Source organism: Anabaena sp. UHCC 0204, assembly GCF_009711975.1.
In the GTDB taxonomy this organism is placed as follows: Bacteria; Cyanobacteriota; Cyanobacteriia; order Cyanobacteriales; family Nostocaceae; genus Dolichospermum.
Genome location: NZ_VIKW01000003.1, coordinates 97,169 through 114,857 on the forward strand (window position 1 = coordinate 97,169; position 17,689 = coordinate 114,857).

Here is a 17,689-nt window from a genome sequence, read left to right on the forward strand (position 1 = left end):
CTCCTCATACTTTTTATAAGTTCGTCAATAATCTGGTTTTTCTCAAAATAAATGTTAATACGGTCTCTTCCTCAGCAATAATATCTGCCACCACTTCCATTCCCGCTTGAATGGGATATTTTTGTAAATCTCTTTGCAAATGTAGCTTTTCGGGTTCAATTGTTACTTCAAAATAAGATTCTCCTGTGTTATTCCCCTGGGGTAAAATCACATCTGCTGTAATTGACCTCACTGCACCTTCAAGTATACCATAATCAGGGTAAGGATAGGCAGAAAATCGCATTTTTACTTTGCCTATTTGGCAATTTACAACTTCTTGAGAATTGCAAACAAAGACTTTACTAATATCAGCAGTAGCGACACGAGCTTTAATAATTAAAGGGGTATGACTGGGAGCAATTTGAGCAATAGAACTACCAGGATTTACTACCTGTCCAGGATTTCGCAAATCTAATTTTAAAATAGTTCCAGTTGCAGCAGCGCGAATTATTGTTTTTTGAATTTGTGTTAAAACTTGTTTGAGTTCTTTTTCGGTGTTATTTATCTGGCTTTGAATTTCAAGTTGACGTTGAATTAAACTGTCTTTTTCTTGCTGTAATCTCGCTAAATTAGTTTTACCATTAGCGCGTTCAGTAGCTATTTTTTCTTCAGCGATGGAAATTACTGCATTACTCGGATTGAGAGATGAATCAGCTTTTTTACTTCTAGCGATCGCAGATGTTAAAGCTTGTTGTGTTTGTTGAATAACTTGTTTTTGACTTGCTAATGTGGCTTTTTGTGATTCTACAATTTGTGCTTGTTGAATTGCAGCTAGTTGAACTTCTTCTAATTGATTTTGGGAAATTGAACCAGTTTTAGCTATATCTTCATAACGTAAACGTTTGACTATTGCGGCTTTTAATCCTGCTTCTGCACTTTCTAAATTAGCCTGAATTGACTGCAATTCTAATCTTACTCGCAGTAATTCATTTTTAGCAATCTTTATATTAGCTTGTGCTTCTTCCCATTCACTACTAACAGCTACTTTTCTCTCTTGATAATCTCTTTCTGTACCCTGTAGTTCAGCTAAAGCAGATGCAACAAGGCGTTGATTTCTTTCTGTTTCTGTCGCAATTTGCCGATTTAAAGCCTGAATTTGAGCATCTAATTGTGCAAACTGTAATTGAGATTTTTGCACATTTCCTTGAAGTTGATTTTTTTGATTTTGTAATTGGGTATCATCCAGAATTACTAAAACATCACCTTGTTTGACTATTTGATTTTCTTTAACAGAGATTTTTTTAACAGTTCCTTCTATTGCAGCTTCCACTATTCGTACTTCACCAATAGGACGAACAGTAGCAGATACTTTGACAGTTTGCTGATATTTTGTGAAAGCAGAAATAGTCACAGCAGCACCAACAACACCAACTAAAAATAATCCTCCTAATCTTGTCCAAATAGCAATGTTAGGTAAGTATTCATCTGATTTTGCAGTTGGTAAAAAAGTGGGAATTGTTTGATTCATTGTTAATATACAAGGTATTTTTTATGAAGTACATTTTTTTATTTCACGCAGAGACGCTCCAGACGCAGAGAGAAATTAAAATATTAACTAAGTTTAATTATTGGGGATGCTTATTTTAATTCAGGATATTCAACCATTTTCATATAGATACCAATTTGTAGAAATAGTGATTAGTTGAAAATCAAATCTCCAGTTCAAAATGGTATAACCTGCTGCTCCTGTTTTTATGAAAAAGTTGAATATCCTGAAATATTCCTCAACTAAATTAGAAGCTGAGTTCTTCTGCTCCAATAGGTTTACAACCTACCCATAATGTGTGGAAAGGATCTCCACAGGTTGTACAACCACCAGAAACCGAGGACATATCTTCATCATTAAGTTCAACTAAACCAGCGGGGTTTGCTGGTAGCTGTTCCTGTTGTTCAGCACTTAAGCTATGACGATATTCCTCGTCTTTCCAAGCGCGAATGATATCTAGATTAGACATATTTTACCTCATTAAAAAATTCTACGTCTTAACTAGGAAATAGCGAAATATTCCCCAGAAGTCGCAGTTGTCAAAGTATGATTGATGACATTTTCACCAACTCCAGAATAATAATCATTCTCATTAAAAATGTCAAGTAATCTATCCGTGTACAGTAAATCTGCTTAAGTACAGGTTAGGGAATTAAAAACTCTAAATGCTCACCTGCTATGCTCAGTAGTTCCGCAGGAGTACCTTGTAGTTTTAATTGTCCAGCATCTAACAGGACAATCCAATCTGCGCGTTTAATTACTCTTGGACGATGACTAATCAAAATAGTAGTTTTACCTTGACGATAAGTGAGTAATTGATCTAAAACTAAACTTTCACTAAGGGGATCTAAACCTGCGGTAGATTCATCTAAAATCAAGATGGGAGGATTAGTAATAATTCCTCTTGCTATAGCTAATCTTTGTTTTTGTCCACCGGAAAGATTCGCTCCAAATTCACCTAAAATAGTTTGATATTTTTCGGGTAATTTACTAATAAAATTATCTGCATCTGCAACTTGACAAGCGGTGACTATTTGCTCAAAATTCACCTGGGGAAGACCAAGAGATAAGTTATCTAAAATAGAACGACTCCAAAAATTTGCATCTTGAGGAATTAATACTATTTGTTGACGTAAGCAGCTAGGATTAATATCAGAAAGGTTGTAATGATGAATGCGAATATTCCCAGACTGGGGATGATATAAACTAGCAATTAATTTTGCTAAGGTACTTTTACCACATCCAGATTTACCGATAATTGCAATGACTTTTCCTCCTGGTAAAGTTAAAGAAAAGTCTTTTAATAAATCAACTCTACCAGCATGATGAAAATTGATATCTTTACAAACAATCTCCGCGTTGTCGGGAATATTTACAAAAGGTTTTTGACTGACTTCTGAAAATTCAGGAGTTGAGTTAATTACCTCATTTAATCTTTCAGTTGCAGCTTGAGCGCGAGTAAAGTCAGTAATGAAGCGAACGCAGGTATTTACTAAACCTAGAATATTGGCATTTAAACTATTAAAAGCTAATAATTGACCGATAGAAAGCTCTCGATTAATAACTAAAATACTTCCATACCATAGCAGAATAATTCCACCAGCAGTAGATACCCAATTAGAAAAAATCGTATTTGTTAAAACAATTTGGACAGTGCGAAACATTAAATTTGATTGTCTTCCGTAGCGAGTTTGAAATTCTTGCCAAAATTCTGGTGCAGCATTGGTGGTTTTCACAACTAATGCACCTTTAAAAGTTTCAACTAATACACCTTGGTTTTCGGAAGCTAAACCCATAACAGTACGGATTTTTTGCTGTAAAGTGGGGAAATAAAGCACTGTTGAGAAAGTCATAATAATAGCTATGAATATGGATATTAAAGTCAGTTGAGAATTGTAGAATAACATCAGAATCAAAGAAGTTATGGCAATTAATAATTGACTTGGTAAGTTTACCCCAACTTGAGAAACCAATTGATTAATGGTTTGAATATCTCGTAATCTACTAACTACTTCCCCACTGCGACGAGATTCATAATAAGATAAGGGTAAACGTAAAATATTTCTAGCAAATTCCCATACTAAATCTAATTCTAAACGATGGGCAAAATAGGATACTAAATTTCCTTGCACCCATTGTAAACAGCTACTAATAAAACTCATTGTTAATATTCCTAATGCAATCGCTGTAAGTAATTGGGTGTCTCCACGCACTAAAACATCATCAGTAAGAATTTGAATTAAAAATGGTGATAATAGGGAAAGTAACCCGACGACAAAATTTAATAATAAGGCTTCTGCAAGGATAAAGCGATAGTTAAAAAGACGCTGGATTAATTTTTTAAACCCTCCCAACTTTTCCCGATCATCTGCTTGTTCTAGAAAATCTACACGGGGTTCTAATAGTAGCATAACACTATTAGTCCAACCAGTTAATAAGGCTTCTTTAGTTAAATATCTTACTCCAACTAAAGGATCAGCTAAGATATATTTTTGATTTTTACGCCCATATAAAACAGTCCAATGATTACCTTTCCAATATATAATTGCTGGAAGAGGAATTTGTTTTTTATCTACTAATTCTAAAGCAGCTTTAACACCCCTCGCATTAAATCCTAATACCTGCGCTCCTTGTTTGAGATTGAGTAATGTTGTTCCTAATTGTCCTGTTCCAGAGGCTTCACGGACACGGGTAATTGTGAATAATTGTCCGTAATATTTGCAGATGGTTGCTAAACAAGCTGGTCCACAATCTTCTTCGTTATGTTGTAAAATTATTGGGTATTTCATTTTGATCACGCAAAGGCGCAAAGACGCAAAGATTAAGATTATTGTTTGGGTGGTTCAAGTAGGAGAATGGAAGGGATCATTTCGGGTTGATAAAGGCGTAAAAGTCCGTAACCAATACCCGCTAAACCTGTCATTAATCCTGGGGTTTCTATTCCTAATGGAACACCACACTGCAGGTGATTTTTTTGGATATCGTCTAATATTTGGGAAGCGATTTTTTCGATCTTTCTGGCGATTTCTGGGTAATCTAATTTTGCATTTGCTATTAATAATAAGTCAATGTTTCCTAAGTCTCCATGACAGAGACAATGGTTATCACCAAATCCTTGTTTGATGGTGGTTTCAATGGCGGTTTTAATTTCTTTATACATGATTAAATTCAGTGCATTCCCTGGGATACCCAAACGTCCTAAACCAATTCCGGGCGCACCGCTACACCATGCTATCATTGAACTATTTTTTACCTTCTCTTGCCGTAAATCTAACCAGTTACCTGTACTGGGGTGAAAATGACTGCGTTCGTAGTTAATTGCTGCTATGGCTGCGGTTTGAAATTCTTGTTTTTTGGTAGTTACAGCCAATTTCCACAACGCCCAAGCAAAGCCAGCACCACCATGTGCAAATCCTGTTAAGGGTTGATTTTCGCTGGCTGGAGATTGCCAACCGATACCAGTATCTGTAATTTGGGCTTGGGTGAGGAGGTGTTCCCCGCATTGTATAGCAACATCAAGAATAATTTGATCTGGAAAAATTCTATAAAAACTCAGTAAGCTACCAATACAACCAGCAGCACCAGCAATTATATCTAGTTGTTGATCTTGCTCAATTAAGGGTGGTAACTGTTCAACTAATATAAAAGCATCTGCAATTAAACCTGGTTCTCGCCATAATATTCCTAAATGGGTAAAGGTGTAAATTATCCCTCCCCAACCACTAAATCCGCCGATGAATTTAATTGAGTCGGAATCTCTATTAAGCTTGTCTTTAAGGGTGTTTAGGGCTGTTTTGGCTAGGTTTGTATAGCTATCATTTTGAGTAATTTTCCCCAGATATGCGAGAAATAAAACTACTCCGGGTATACCTGCATATAAGTCTGTCCCTAAAGGTGATAATGTCCACTGTTGATTAGGGGTAACGCTTAATCCCATCCAGTTCACAAATTCACCGTTTTTGTGCGCTAGGAGTTCTAAATGGTCGCCAATTTTACAGGCTGCTTCTAAGAATTGGTTTTTTGTGGTTGGGTTAGTAACTTGGATTTTGCGAGGTTTTTTTCCTAATTTAATTTGATGATTATCCGCAGTTTTACTCATTTCTAGAGTAGCTAAAGCTGCTTGAATAAACCATGTTTGTCGTTGTAAATCTTTTTCGCTGAGTTTATTTAAGCGATGATGTACTAATTCAATTCCTGATTCGTTGAAAAAGTTAGTGATGTGTAAATCTGTGTCTCGATGATATAAATCGCGGGAATGGGGATACGTTGTAAATAGGGGAATATCGTTTTTCCACAGTGCGTCTTGTTCTGCGGAAATGATTTGGCTCAGTTGCGGACGGTTTTTGACATCTATCCAAAGTTTATCAAATAAGCGATACCTTCGGTAAGCTTCGCTAACGCTCTCTAAGCCATCTCGTAAAAAATCAGGATGATAACTTTCTCGCAGTAACAAAGCATAGATTCTACTCGCACGCATCACCACCCGCACTTCATCTTCTGCAAACTGCGTTAAAATCTCCGTTAATTCTTGCCGATATTTTAATAAAATCTCATAAACTGTTTTAAATCCATTGATTATATCTTCTGTATATTCCCAAACATTCACTTCCTGCTGATTTAATTGGGGACGGTTTTGGCTACCTGGAATAACGGCCTGTTGACGTTCAACTCGCATCATATCTGTCCCTACCTGCACCAGTTTCGGGACTTTTTCCGGTGTCAACTGTCCTCCAGCACCCCCTAAACCACTCATATCAATTCCCGCAGTTTCCGTATTTCCCCAGGCTATCTGCGGTAACAAACCAACACGCAATACAGAATCTGCAACCATCTCTCTATCCAAAGTATCTGCTGCTGTGGTTGTTATCTCATGACGAGGATGAAATAAAGATTCTAAATCAATTAAAATGGGAGATTCTCCCGCTGCAATTAAGTTTTCAAAGTGAAAGTCTGTAGCTTCTAAGCTATACAACAATCCTAAATATCCACCTTGACGCTGATAAAATCTCTTTAATTCATCTGCTGAATGACATTCTTTAAAGTTAACAAATTCTACCCAACCGTAATTATCCCGATTTAAAATCTTTAAAGTTGGAAAATTTGGTTTAAAGCCTTTTGCATTTAACCACAACAGCAGTTCTTGAAAATGCACATCTACTGCTAATGATCTCGGCTTATAAACTAACTGCCAACCGCTGGCAAATTCTAGTATAATAACTGACTTACCATTATTATGGCTGTCACCCGCTCCCCATTTAACTTTAACTAATTTTTCAGGGTTTGCTGGTGGTTGAAATTGGTAACAAATATCTACCCAATCATGGCAAAAATGCTGAATAAATTCTAAGCTATTTTCTACCCAGCGATTAATTGTTTCTAAAACTTGTCTAGCTAAAACCGGGTATTCTTCCCACAATGCTAGTTGCACTTCGGGATTTTTCAAACGTTGTATAAAGCTGGAAAATCTTGATTGAGCATTATCACCCGTTAACAAACCTTGTAATCTGGCTACATTCATTTCTAATACTAAGGTTGCATTTACCATTAATAGCAGTTGTTCTGGTAATCCCTCTAATAAAACATCATGAATATCACTTAAATTTTCAGGAAGATTTTGTATATTATTTAATCCAGTTTCTAATTTAATCATACCTTGAGCAAGCAAAGGAGCGATCGCATTCAAAAACCCAAAATTAGGATGTGTAGATAAACTAGAACTCGATAATAGCGTTCCAATATCTTTATCGTCTAAATGTTTATAACTTTGCTGAATCTCTTTTACCCATTGCAAAGGTATAGAATCTACCGTTTGTCCCAAAATACGACAAAGTTGCGCTTCGTTAATTCCTTCTAGTGCTAGTTTTTTGGCAAATAAATCCGTGTCTGCAAAGCTTGATTCCGATTTCCAAAATTTAATTCTTTTTAATCCCAACTCAACATCATACACCAACTCATCGGAACTAACTGCAATTCGTTCCTTTAATGACATAGCACGAAACCAAGCGGAATCTTGACAGTTGACTTTTTTCATCTTCTCAGAAACTTACTCAGTGTTTACACGATCGCTTAACTATGATAATAATTATCATTATCTGGCTATCTGTGTAAAGCAGATTCAGATGAGGGTGTATCAGTGAGGATGTGATGTTAAAAGTTTTCTTAGGTTTAGTCTTAGCAACCCCAGTAGTTTTGATTTCTTCAGTAGCATGGGGTAGTGAAATAGCAGAAAATGATGATTTAGCACAAGTAACTTCTGTATCTCAGTTGTCTGACGTACAACCGACAGATTGGGCTTTTAGTGCTTTACAATCTTTAGTAGAACGGTATGGTTGTGTAGCAGGGTATCCCAACGGGACATTCCGGGGAAACCGCGCTATGACTCGTTATGAATTTGCTGCTGGTTTAAATGCTTGTTTAGACAGAATTAATGAGCTAATAGCCACATCAACTGCTGATTTAGTTCAAAAAGAAGATTTACTTCCTATCCAACGCCTAAAAGAGGAATTTACCCCAGAATTAGCCACTTTACGCGGGCGGGTGGATGCTGTAGAAAACCGCGCCGAAATTTTAGAAAGTCAGCAATTTTCCACAACTACCAAACTTTCCGGTGAAGCGATTTTTGCCATTACTGATGTTTTAAGTGGAGATAGTGATCCTTTTGGCGTGGGTGTACCTCGCAACAGCACTATTTTCGCTAACAGAGTCCGTCTTAACTTAGTCAGTAGTTTTACAGGTCAAGACGAGCTAAAAATTAGACTCCAAGCAGGTAGCACTCCACACCCCCAAAGGGCGGGAGGTTTTCGCTATGGTGCAGATCCTGTATTAGCGCAGTTAAGAAGCAGACAAACGACACCAGAAGGTGGACAAACCTTTAATCAAGAGTTTCCTGATCAAGCTGGTAGTGTAGAATTAGGGACGGTTAGTTATAAGTTTCCAGTAAGTAACAAATTACGAGCGGCTGTATTTGCAAATCGGGGTGAACACGTAGACTATTTACCGAATATCTTTAGTACAATTGGTGATGAAGATGGGGGTTCTGGTTCGCTTTCTACCTTTGCTCAATATAGCCCCATTTACCGTATTGGTTCACAAGGTGCGGGTTTGGGCTTGAATTATGAATTGAATCCGGGTATTAACTTGAGTTTAGGCTATTTAGCCGCAAATGCTAATAGTCCAGAAGATTTAACTCCTAATAGCAGTAATGGGACAACGGCCGGAGGTTTGTTTAATGGTCGTTATTCAGCTTTGACGCAATTAAGTATCCAACCAAGCAGAAATTTAGCTTTTGGCTTAACTTACGTTAATAACTATACTGCGGGAGCGCCGATTTTTCTCAATGATGTGGGGACAATTTCGGCAAACTCTCCGAATTTAACAGCGGATAATAGCCGAATTGGGACAAATTCCTATGGGGTAGCGGGTTTATGGAGAGTTTCGCCCAAATTTGCGGTGAATAGTTGGTTTATGTATACTAATGTACAAGGGAAATCAGCAGGTTCAGATAGTGAGAGTGCAGATATTTACAGTTATGCGATCGCTCTAGCCTTTCCTGATTTGGGTAAAGAAGGTAATCTGGGAGGTATTGTCGTCGGTGTTCCTCCCCATGCGACTCGTTCCGGTATCGCTAGACCTGCTTTTCGACCCTTCTTCGGTGGTGCAACTGACGTAATTAGCACTATCCCCAATCGTACCACACCGTTGCATTTGGAAGCTTTTTATAAGTATAAATTGAATAATAATATTTCCATTACACCTGGTGTAATTTGGTTAGTAGCTCCCAACCAAACCAGTAATAATCCTGATGTCGTCATTGGTACGGTGAGGACAACATTCACGTTTTAATTCAGCTTTTGGTTAACATGGCTGAGAAAAAAGGCGAGCATTTTGACACGGATGTTGTCATTTAAGAAATTGGGGTAATATAAGTTACTATGACCGGGAATTTTAGATTTTAGATTTTAGATTTTAGATGAGAAAATTTGGTATAGATTCCCCATCCTCTACTGACGGAAAAATACTCGCTGCGCTGCGTACGCTTCGCTAACGTCAATCCAAAATCCAAAATCCAAAATTGTAAATCCAAAATCGAGTGACTTACCCTCTGTACAAAATTCACATGATACCAATTTCCACCAACGCTTATCTGAATAAGTATCTGGGTACTCTGCTCCTCAGTTTAGGAATAGCAGGATGGAGTCTACCCGCTCAAGCATCGCCGCAACTCCTCTATGAGTTTTTAGAAGTAAATGGCAATTTATCTACTTGTCTCAACCAGGCCGAAACTGCCATTAAGCGATCTGGTTTGGTGCGTCAAAATACCAGACAAAACTCGATTAATGCTCAAGGAAGAGATATAACTGCTACCGTTTACTGTCGCCGGATTAATCCTCAGTTATCGGAAGCGGTATTAATGGTTGCTGGGACAAATGGTGTGTCTACGGCTAACTTTAATTCTGTATTCAATTCTATTGTCAAAGACATAGATGAGTCTCGTACAACTACAGTGTCTCAATCTACCTCAACCCCTATCAGTGATGCTGCTTTTGGGCAACTAATAGATGCTCTGGAGCGTAATTGGGCTAATCCACTGGAATTCCTAGCTCAGGCAGTTCCCCAAAACTACTTTACAGCAGCCCAAGCAACTCAAATTGTCAAAAAGATCAATTTTGAGAGTCGTAAGATATCGGCAGCAGTGTTACTATATCCCCAAGTTGTAGATCGTGGTAACTGGTTTGTAGTTGAGCAGACTTTTACTTTTGAGAGCCAGCGCCGGGAATTACGCCGTCAGATTGCTAATTTATCAAATAAATAATTGGCGATAATGGCAGAAAATAAACTATATTCAACTCCCCATCTGAAGATGGGGGTTGAAAGTATGAAGATTTGCGGCGCGGAAATTCATAAAAGATTTAAAATATAAAAAACTGAATTTGAGTAAAGTGAATCAAAGCCGTGACTCCAAACGGGACAAAGCTACCAGGTGGCAACACTACATATTATTCCCTGCTAGGATTGCATCCTTCCGCGTCGGTGATTGATATTCGTCGCGTTTACAGAGAACTTAGTAAACAGTATCATCCAGATACAACGGAATTACCTGCTAGTATTGCTACTGAAAAATTTCAGAAAATTAACGAAGCTTACGCCACCCTCAGTCATCCAGAAAGGCGTTTAAGTTATGATGTGAAAATTGGCTATTCTCGCTTTGGGGTAATTCAAACACCAACAGATTTAAACCAGTCTGTACATAAACCTTATGATTACTCAAAATCAATGTATCTGGATGCAAGCGATCGCCCCCTGTCATCAGGAGAAATATTTGTATTATTTGTGTTAAGTTTAACCATTGTGGGTTGTTTACTACTAGCGATCGCCATAGCCTTCCTAAGAGGAAAAGCAATTGTCTAAATCCAACTTCTCATTACCTTGAATAACTAATAATTTAGAAATTTTTAATTGCTTATGCTTCCTGCCGATACACCCCTATATAGTCATCCTCTACCACAAATTGAACAATGGCTAAAAAACCAAGGCTGTCAACAAGACGAAAACCAGCTACATTGTTGGCGGATTCAAAAATCAAGTTGGGAAGCAGAACTTTGGTTAGATACTGAACAAATCACAGTTCGATATTTCCAAGTAGGAGTAAAAACTCAAGATATTCAACGTTCTTTTAAATATTCCCTCAGTCGGGAAGATATCCAAGAAGCAGTTTTTGCCGGACCATAAATGGGGTAATTTTTAAATTAGCCTTACCTTGTCTTCCTCTGCTTTGTGCTACCTGTTTCTAAATTTTCCCAAACCGTCGTTCCCGTTGCTGATAAGCACATAAAGCCCGGTGAAATTCACCACGGTCAAAATCTGGCCAAAGAGTATCAGTAATATAAATTTCTCCATAGGCCATTTGCCAAAGTAAGAAATTCGATAACCGCATTTCTCCACTGGTACGAATTAGTAAATCGGGATCTGCTATTCCTGCTGTGTAGAGATGAGCTTCAAATACTTGTTCAGAAATTTCATCAGGCTGTAAAAAACCTTCTTTGACCTTTTGAGCGATCGCTCGACAAGCTTGTAAAATCTCCTGTCTACCCCCATAATTAGTCGCTATTGTAAAGCGGATACTGGAATTATCCTTAGTTTGAGCCATGGAACGGGAAATTTCCGTCTGGAGTGCCTGTGGCAAAGCTGACAAATTACCCACAAACTGAATTTGCACATTTTCCTCTACCATTTCCCGCAGTTCTTGTCGCAAAACTCGCTGGAATAGAGTCATTAAAAACTCCACTTCTTCCTGTGGTCTCTTCCAGTTCTCAGTTGAAAAAGCATAAGCCGTTAGTGCCTTAATCCCCCAGTCCTTGCAACAGTGCAGTAAATCCTTGAGAGCATTTACACCAGCCTTATGACCCATAATCCGCGGTAAACCTTGACGTTTTGCCCAGCGACCATTACCGTCCATAATTACTGCGACGTGCTGGGGTAGTAATTCTCGTTTTAAGTCAAGAGGTAAATATTGCAATTCAGTTTGTTGTGTTGTCATTTTTTATCTTGAGAAGCGGTCGTATCCCGAGGGGGAAGCAAGCTACGTGTAGCTTGTCTTAGACAAGGTAATCTAAGTAAACGAGAAATTAATTTTAGTGACTGACCACCAAGCTGACGAACTAAACTTAAAATACCAGGAGCTACAGCTTCCCGATCTACAGTTGGAGAAAATCGAGCTTCTAAGGACTCTTTAAGCTTTTTAATAGTTAGTGGTCTATATAGAGTTCCTTGTTCCGCTAAGGAAATAGAACCCGTTTCTTCTGATACAACGACACAAATACAATTTTCGACCCTTTCCGTAATTCCCATTGCTGCCCGATGGCGTGTTCCCAACTGACGCGAGGCTGTACGTCCTGAAAGTGGTAAAATTATACCTGATGATACAATCCGTGAACCACGAATTAACGTTGCTCCATCATGTAACAAAGTTTTCGGTTGAAAAATAGTTTGTATCAGTTCTTTAGAAACTTCGGCATTTAGCTTTACTCCTGGAACTGAGAAATCTTGTTCATCAATTGGCCCAGTAGTTTCTAATATTAGTAAAGCACCAATTCGGTTTTTCGATAATTCTTTAACTGCTTCCACAATTTCATCAATCACACTATCGGACTTAGGAATCGCCAAGCGATTATTGTGAAACAACTGCCAAAATTCACCACGTCCCAATTGTTCCAAAAAGCGGCGGAATTCTGATTGGAGTGCCACCGCCATAGCCACAGCACAGCCAATCACCAATTTTTCCAGGACAAAATTTAGCAGCGGTAATCCTAACCTGCCGCTGAGTGCCGAACAGAGCATGAGAACTATAAACCCTCGCACCATCCATAACGTGCGCCGTTCACTAATAATCACTAGGATCATGTATGTCAGTGCCAGGACTAACATCATATCCAGAGTCCCAAGGAGCAAGGACTGTGACCAATCTCCCAGGTTTATCAGCCATTGCTTCCACCAATCTCTCATGACATCTGGATTCTTATAGTCATTTGTCAGTTGTCAGTTGTCAGTTGTCAGTTGTGATTTTTTAACCACTGATCACTGACCACTGACTACGAACTATTTAAGTCTTTCCGGTAGGCAATCTTGTCGAATCAAGTCTTGATAAGTTTCGCGCTGCAAAATTAAATTTGCCTCGCCATTTGCCACTACAACAGCCGCCGGTCGGGGGAGGCGATTATAGTTAGATGCCATACTGTAATTGTATGCACCAGTTCCCATAACGACGAGAATATCATTTGCTTCAGTTTTTGGCAGTTGGGCATTTTTAATCAGAATATCTCCTGATTCACAATGTTTACCAGCCAATGTGACTGTTTCAGTGCAGGGAGCGGATATTTTATTAGCAACTACCGCCCGATAAACCGATTGGTAGGTGATAGGACGGGGATTATCTGACATTCCGCCATCAATAGCTACGTAGGTGCGAATTTCGGGAATGACTTTGGTCGCACCAATGGTGTAAGCTGTAACGCAAGCTGTGGCAACGAGCGATCGCCCTGGCTCACAGAGTAACTTTGGTAAAGGCAGATTTTCCGATATACAAGCTGCTTGCACTACTTCACAAATCGCCTTTGACCATTCAGCAATGCTAGGGGGATCATCAGATTCTATATATTTAATCCCTAAACCACCACCCACATTTAATTCGGTCACTGTCAAACCATGTTTAGCCGCATCCCTTAACCATTGCACCATCACAGCCGCTAAATCTCTATGTGGTTGGCGTTCAAAAATTTGTGAACCAATATGAGCGTGTAACCCCACACAGTTTAAACTAGCTTGTTGACTGACAAAAGCAAAAACTTCTTGTAAATCATTGGGGTCAAAACCAAATTTACTATCTAAATGTCCAGTGCGAATATATTCGTGAGTGTGACATTCTATTCCCGGAGTTAAGCGTAGCATGACCCGAATAGGCGAAGAAGCAGAATTTTCTGTTTGCTCCCCGGCTATTTTTACCAAAGTATGTAATTCGTGCCAGTTATCCGCAACAATAGTACAACCAGATTCAATTGCTAAAATCAACTCATCATGAGATTTGTTATTTCCATGTAAATAAATTTTGCTGGGACTCATACCCGCATTCAGCGCAGTATAAAGTTCACCACCAGATACTACATCAATTCCTAATCCTTCTGAGGCAACAATGGCACAAACTGCTAGACAATTCCAGGCTTTAGAAGCATAAAGTACCTGAGATTCCCCTTTGTAGTATTCCTTAAAGGTGTCTCGATATTGCCTACAAGCTGTCCGCAGGGTTTCTTCATCTAAAATATATAAAGGTGAACCAAACTGTTCGACTAGAGTTGTTACATCACACCCACCGATTTCTAGGTTGTCATGATGATTAACTCTAGCTGTCAAGGGTAAGAGTTGTTGGTTGGGTGAAACATCAGCACTGTTACTATGCTGTTTCTGTAAATATTGACGGCCAGAAAGTTGAACTTCGACGGGGTGAGTCGATACCATAATTAATAAGAGTTGTCTTTGTGAAAATTCAGGGCATGAGTATATGTCCCCATTCCCAGTTTACCCTCTCATTGGTAATGGATAATTAACCTTCCTCAATCCTCAAAAATAGTGATTTCATCAGACTTAAAAATTCAATCTTTAACTACAGACAATTTAACTGAATTGTTAGAACTGGATAAAGCCTGTTTTAATGGTTTGTGGACTATGGAAGGCTACCTCCGGGAGTTAGAAAGTCCTAATAGTCATTTTTTGGGTTTATTTTCACCTTTTAATGACTCTGAACTATTGGGAATGGGTTGCTTTTGGTCAATTTTAGAGGAAGCACACATTACAATTTTGGCTGTTCATCCCCTCTATCATGGACAAGGGTTAGGCAAGGCTATATTGTATTCTCTACTGCGGACGGCTGCCGATATCGGTTTGGAACGAGCTACTCTCGAAGTCCGCGATTCTAACTACATTGCTATTTCCTTATACCAAAAGTTTGGGTTCAAAACTGCGGGAAAACGACGGGGTTATTACAAAGATAACAATGAGGATGCGTTGATTCTTTGGCTTTCTGAACTACAGCAGCCACATTTTCTCCAAAATTTGGATCAATCATAGCAATACCTTATTCGGAAATTCCTAATTTAACAACTGCCTAAATGATTAATCTTCCAATGATTGGGCTTGAACTTCAACCGCTGTCACATCAATTGTTCCTTCTGGTGTAAAACGTTGAAATTGACTATTTTTAACTAATAGCCGCTCACCACAGTTGGTACACTGTACCTGACTGTTATTTACACCTGTTACTTCATATCCACAGACAGGACACTTGTCAGTGACTAGATTCTTTTCTAACCACCAGCGAAATCCAAAGAATGCTACCACAGGTAAAAATAACAATAACCCAAAAATAATTACTAAAGAATTAACTAACCAGCCCAAGCCTAATGATGCTAATAACCAGGCAATTGCTAACAGGGTCAGCCAAGGGCGGATTTTTTCAAAATTGAATTGCAAGTTTTTCAAGCTCATATCTCAAATTTTTGCTTCTAACTCTAGGATAGCGAGTTTAGCTCTTGGTTATGGAAGATGAGCAAAGCAGGATTTCTTGTAACCGCAGTGGGAAAGTCTCTATCCCAAATGCAGCGATCGCCTGTTCTCGTAGCCATGTTCCATGACAACGTTGATCATCACCTTGAAGTATTTCTATACAAGCTGCTGCTACTGCATCAGCATCACGGTGTGGAACTCTCCAACCCAGTTTACCATCCTGTAAGGGATCAGCAGAGCCATCATTATCTCCTGATAATACGGGTATTCCACAAGCCATAGCTTCTAAATAGACAATACCAAAGCCTTCTTGTGAAGGCATAATATAGGCATCAGCGAGACGATAGTGAAATATTAATTCTTCTGTAGGTACAAATCCAGCAAAGATCACGCGATCGCTCACACCTAAATCTTGTGCTAATTTTGCTAATCTAGGTTGATCATCACCACGACCAATCACCAAATATTTAACATCGGCAAATACCTTTAATATCTGTGGTAACGCTCTAATTGTTATATCTACGCCTTTATAAATATCCCCAGACCACAACCGCGTCACTGTCACTAATACTTTGGCATTATTTAAGCCATACTTTGTCATTAATTCTGGTGACTTAAGACCGGGAGTAAATTTATTTCCATCAATAGCACAAGGTAACATCTTCACTTTATTAGGGTCTATACCATTAGCAGCACAAGCACAGTCTCGACTATAACGGCTAATTGTCCAAATGCTAGAGGATGAAGCCAAAGCTTGTCTTTCTTGACTTTTCAGAACTTCCCAGACTTCTTTTCCATAAGTTAAAACAGTATAGGGAATTCCTAATAACTCGCATAAAGTTTTTGTCAAAACGGCTAGTTTAATATGTCCACAAAAAACGTGTTCAGGTCTTTTTTTCCACAAAAACCATAATAGAGATAATGCTAATTTGACTCTTCCTGTAGTAGGAGAATTACTTTGGAAATAGTGAAATTTTAACCGTTCTGATGCAAAAGGGTTGTCACAATTGGGACTATCTCGCAACAGAAATACATCTGCTTGATAAATATCCTCTAACTGCAAATATGCTCCTAAAATATCCTTAACATAAGATTGCACACCACCTTCCTGGCGGAAAATCTCTAAAAACAGGAATACATGATTAGTTTTATTTTTAACTAGCATTTTAAATATTAATTAATTTTGGTGCGGAAAAAGATTCTGAATTAATTGAGCCAAATGTATCAAATAATTGAATATATTCCGCTTTGCCATATCATAATTACACAATGGTGTCAATCAAGCAACCCTCAAAAATTCCTAAAAAGCTGACGTAATCTCCTTTTTTAATTTTTAATTTTTAATTCCGCCAAGCTGTACTAGTGTTGTTGTTCCAGACAATATTTAACAATTAATAAACAGTTTCTATTATTAGAATCACGTTCATAAACAACTCTATCTGCCAAGCGTCGGAGTAAAAACCATCCATACCCACCTACTTGTAGAGTCCCCGGTTCTGGTTCAGTGATGACATCAGGATTAAATGGATTTCCATAATCCCAAATTCTCATTTCCAGTCTATCAGTCCATAGACTGACTTGAATTTCTATAGTTGTTTCCGGTGGTAAAGAATGATGAGCATGACGAACGGCGTTGGTAAAGCCTTCTGCTAAGGCTAGATTGAGACGATAAAGTTGGCTGTCTGACCAGCCATATTTAGGTAAATATTGCTGACAAAATTCTTCAAACCATTGTTGCACTTGGTTCAAGAGCTTCAGATCGCTCTTGACCGTTCGATGGTCTTGCTGCACTATGCTAAGCATTGACCGTAACTTGAATAGAAAGTAAGTGAAAAGTATTTGTGTTTCTTGGTAATTTGATGATTTTACATTTTTGAATAGTGATTATAGCAGGTGACAAGATTAAAAATTTTTGGGGATATTTTTTTTGCTCAAGACTGATAGTGCGCTGACAAAAACAGTTCAAGTCTTAATCTCCCTGATAATTGCTACATATCCAAAAATTAAAATTTTTACATCTTAGATTTGGGAAAGTTGGGTGGTGATTTGAGATTGGGGATATTTCCACTAATCTCAAAATTTTCCCTCCACAATCCCAGATTAGTTAACGCC

General features: G+C 38.4%; 15 protein-coding genes. 5 read left to right on the top strand and 10 right to left on the bottom strand.

Translation table 11 applies throughout. The features are described 5' to 3' along the window. Window positions 1-13 precede the first annotated feature (13 nt). From FJR04_RS03305 to FJR04_RS03320, 4 genes are all read right to left on the bottom strand, one after another. Window positions 14-1,507, bottom strand: a complete 1,494-nt coding sequence (locus FJR04_RS03305; protein ID WP_168491789.1) for a biotin/lipoyl-binding protein — start codon at window positions 1,505-1,507, stop codon at window positions 14-16. Between the two features lie 265 nt (window positions 1,508-1,772). Then, complete coding sequence (locus FJR04_RS03310) at window positions 1,773-1,994, bottom strand: mersacidin/lichenicidin family type 2 lantibiotic (protein ID WP_168491791.1); 222 nt, start codon at window positions 1,992-1,994, stop codon at window positions 1,773-1,775. 175 nt (window positions 1,995-2,169) lie between these two features. Beyond that, on the bottom strand, window positions 2,170-4,314 hold the full coding sequence (locus FJR04_RS03315) for a peptidase domain-containing ABC transporter (protein WP_168491793.1): 2,145 nt from the start codon (window positions 4,312-4,314) through the stop codon (window positions 2,170-2,172). Window positions 4,315-4,352: 38 nt separating this feature from the next. Continuing rightward, the gene (locus FJR04_RS03320) at window positions 4,353-7,556 is read right to left on the bottom strand and encodes a type 2 lanthipeptide synthetase LanM family protein (protein WP_168491795.1); all 3,204 of its coding nucleotides are present in this window, start codon (window positions 7,554-7,556) and stop codon (window positions 4,353-4,355) included. A 113-nt stretch (window positions 7,557-7,669) separates the two neighbouring features. On the opposite strand from FJR04_RS03320, the gene FJR04_RS03325 reads away from it, so the two are divergent. The 4 genes from FJR04_RS03325 to FJR04_RS03340 all read left to right on the top strand — a co-directional run bounded on the left by FJR04_RS03325 (window position 7,670) and on the right by FJR04_RS03340 (window position 11,254). Further along, on the top strand, window positions 7,670-9,367 hold the full coding sequence (locus FJR04_RS03325) for an iron uptake porin (RefSeq protein ID WP_168491797.1): 1,698 nt from the start codon (window positions 7,670-7,672) through the stop codon (window positions 9,365-9,367). Window positions 9,368-9,614: 247 nt separating this feature from the next. After that, complete coding sequence (locus tag FJR04_RS26580) at window positions 9,615-10,337, top strand: DUF4476 domain-containing protein (protein WP_168491798.1); 723 nt, start codon at window positions 9,615-9,617, stop codon at window positions 10,335-10,337. Between the two features lie 140 nt (window positions 10,338-10,477). Next, a complete protein-coding gene (locus tag FJR04_RS03335) occupies window positions 10,478-10,933 on the top strand; it encodes a J domain-containing protein (protein WP_168491800.1) in 456 nt (151 codons plus the stop codon). Between the two features lie 54 nt (window positions 10,934-10,987). Next, window positions 10,988-11,254, top strand: a complete 267-nt coding sequence (locus FJR04_RS03340) for a DUF3143 domain-containing protein (protein WP_168491802.1) — start codon at window positions 10,988-10,990, stop codon at window positions 11,252-11,254. Window positions 11,255-11,312: 58 nt separating this feature from the next. On the opposite strand, the gene FJR04_RS03345 is transcribed toward FJR04_RS03340, so the two are convergent. From FJR04_RS03345 to lysA, 3 genes are all read right to left on the bottom strand, one after another. After that, window positions 11,313-12,062 carry an isoprenyl transferase gene (locus FJR04_RS03345; protein WP_168491804.1) on the bottom strand — a complete coding sequence of 250 codons (750 nt, stop codon included), beginning with the start codon at window positions 12,060-12,062 and terminating at the stop codon, window positions 11,313-11,315. Next, a complete protein-coding gene (gene cdaA, locus FJR04_RS03350) occupies window positions 12,059-13,027 on the bottom strand; it encodes a diadenylate cyclase CdaA (RefSeq protein ID WP_168491806.1) in 969 nt (322 codons plus the stop codon). Before cdaA ends, FJR04_RS03345 begins: the two co-directional genes overlap by 4 nt. A 93-nt stretch (window positions 13,028-13,120) precedes the next feature. Then, window positions 13,121-14,533 (bottom strand): diaminopimelate decarboxylase, encoded by a 1,413-nt coding sequence (lysA, locus tag FJR04_RS03355; RefSeq protein ID WP_168491807.1) that lies wholly within the window; start codon window positions 14,531-14,533, stop codon window positions 13,121-13,123. Between the two features lie 111 nt (window positions 14,534-14,644). On the opposite strand from lysA, the gene rimI reads away from it, so the two are divergent. Beyond that, window positions 14,645-15,142: a ribosomal protein S18-alanine N-acetyltransferase gene (gene rimI / locus FJR04_RS03360; RefSeq protein WP_168491808.1), complete on the top strand. Its 498-nt coding sequence runs from the start codon at window positions 14,645-14,647 to the stop codon at window positions 15,140-15,142. Window positions 15,143-15,187: 45 nt separating this feature from the next. Here rimI and FJR04_RS03365 read toward each other — a convergent pair whose 3' ends face one another. The 3 genes from FJR04_RS03365 to FJR04_RS03375 form a co-directional block, all read right to left on the bottom strand. Beyond that, window positions 15,188-15,559 carry a hypothetical protein gene (locus tag FJR04_RS03365; protein ID WP_168491809.1) on the bottom strand — a complete coding sequence of 124 codons (372 nt, stop codon included), beginning with the start codon at window positions 15,557-15,559 and terminating at the stop codon, window positions 15,188-15,190. A gap of 37 nt (window positions 15,560-15,596) precedes the next feature. Beyond that, window positions 15,597-16,742, bottom strand: coding sequence for a glycosyltransferase family 4 protein (locus FJR04_RS03370; RefSeq protein ID WP_168491810.1), 1,146 nt, complete (start codon window positions 16,740-16,742; stop codon window positions 15,597-15,599). A gap of 194 nt (window positions 16,743-16,936) precedes the next feature. After that, the gene (locus FJR04_RS03375) at window positions 16,937-17,380 is read right to left on the bottom strand and encodes an anti-sigma regulatory factor (RefSeq protein WP_168491812.1); all 444 of its coding nucleotides are present in this window, start codon (window positions 17,378-17,380) and stop codon (window positions 16,937-16,939) included. Window positions 17,381-17,689 lie beyond the last annotated feature (309 nt).

Excerpts from the sequence above, each read along its gene's own strand:
- FJR04_RS03305 (WP_168491789.1), bottom strand. The coding sequence starts at position 1,507 with ATGAATCAAACAATTCCCACTTTTTTACCAACTGCAAAATCAGATGAA.
- FJR04_RS03310 (WP_168491791.1), bottom strand. The coding sequence starts at position 1,994 with ATGTCTAATCTAGATATCATTCGCGCTTGGAAAGACGAGGAATATCGT.
- FJR04_RS03315 (WP_168491793.1), bottom strand. The coding sequence starts at position 4,314 with ATGAAATACCCAATAATTTTACAACATAACGAAGAAGATTGTGGACCA.
- FJR04_RS03320 (WP_168491795.1), bottom strand. The coding sequence starts at position 7,556 with ATGAAAAAAGTCAACTGTCAAGATTCCGCTTGGTTTCGTGCTATGTCA.
- FJR04_RS03325 (WP_168491797.1), top strand. The coding sequence starts at position 7,670 with ATGTTAAAAGTTTTCTTAGGTTTAGTCTTAGCAACCCCAGTAGTTTTG.
- FJR04_RS03340 (WP_168491802.1), top strand. The coding sequence starts at position 10,988 with ATGCTTCCTGCCGATACACCCCTATATAGTCATCCTCTACCACAAATT.
- FJR04_RS03345 (WP_168491804.1), bottom strand. The coding sequence starts at position 12,062 with ATGACAACACAACAAACTGAATTGCAATATTTACCTCTTGACTTAAAA.
- cdaA (WP_168491806.1), bottom strand. The coding sequence starts at position 13,027 with ATGAGAGATTGGTGGAAGCAATGGCTGATAAACCTGGGAGATTGGTCA.
- lysA (WP_168491807.1), bottom strand. The coding sequence starts at position 14,533 with ATGGTATCGACTCACCCCGTCGAAGTTCAACTTTCTGGCCGTCAATAT.
- FJR04_RS03365 (WP_168491809.1), bottom strand. The coding sequence starts at position 15,559 with ATGAGCTTGAAAAACTTGCAATTCAATTTTGAAAAAATCCGCCCTTGG.
- FJR04_RS03370 (WP_168491810.1), bottom strand. The coding sequence starts at position 16,742 with ATGCTAGTTAAAAATAAAACTAATCATGTATTCCTGTTTTTAGAGATT.
- FJR04_RS03375 (WP_168491812.1), bottom strand. The coding sequence starts at position 17,380 with ATGCTTAGCATAGTGCAGCAAGACCATCGAACGGTCAAGAGCGATCTG.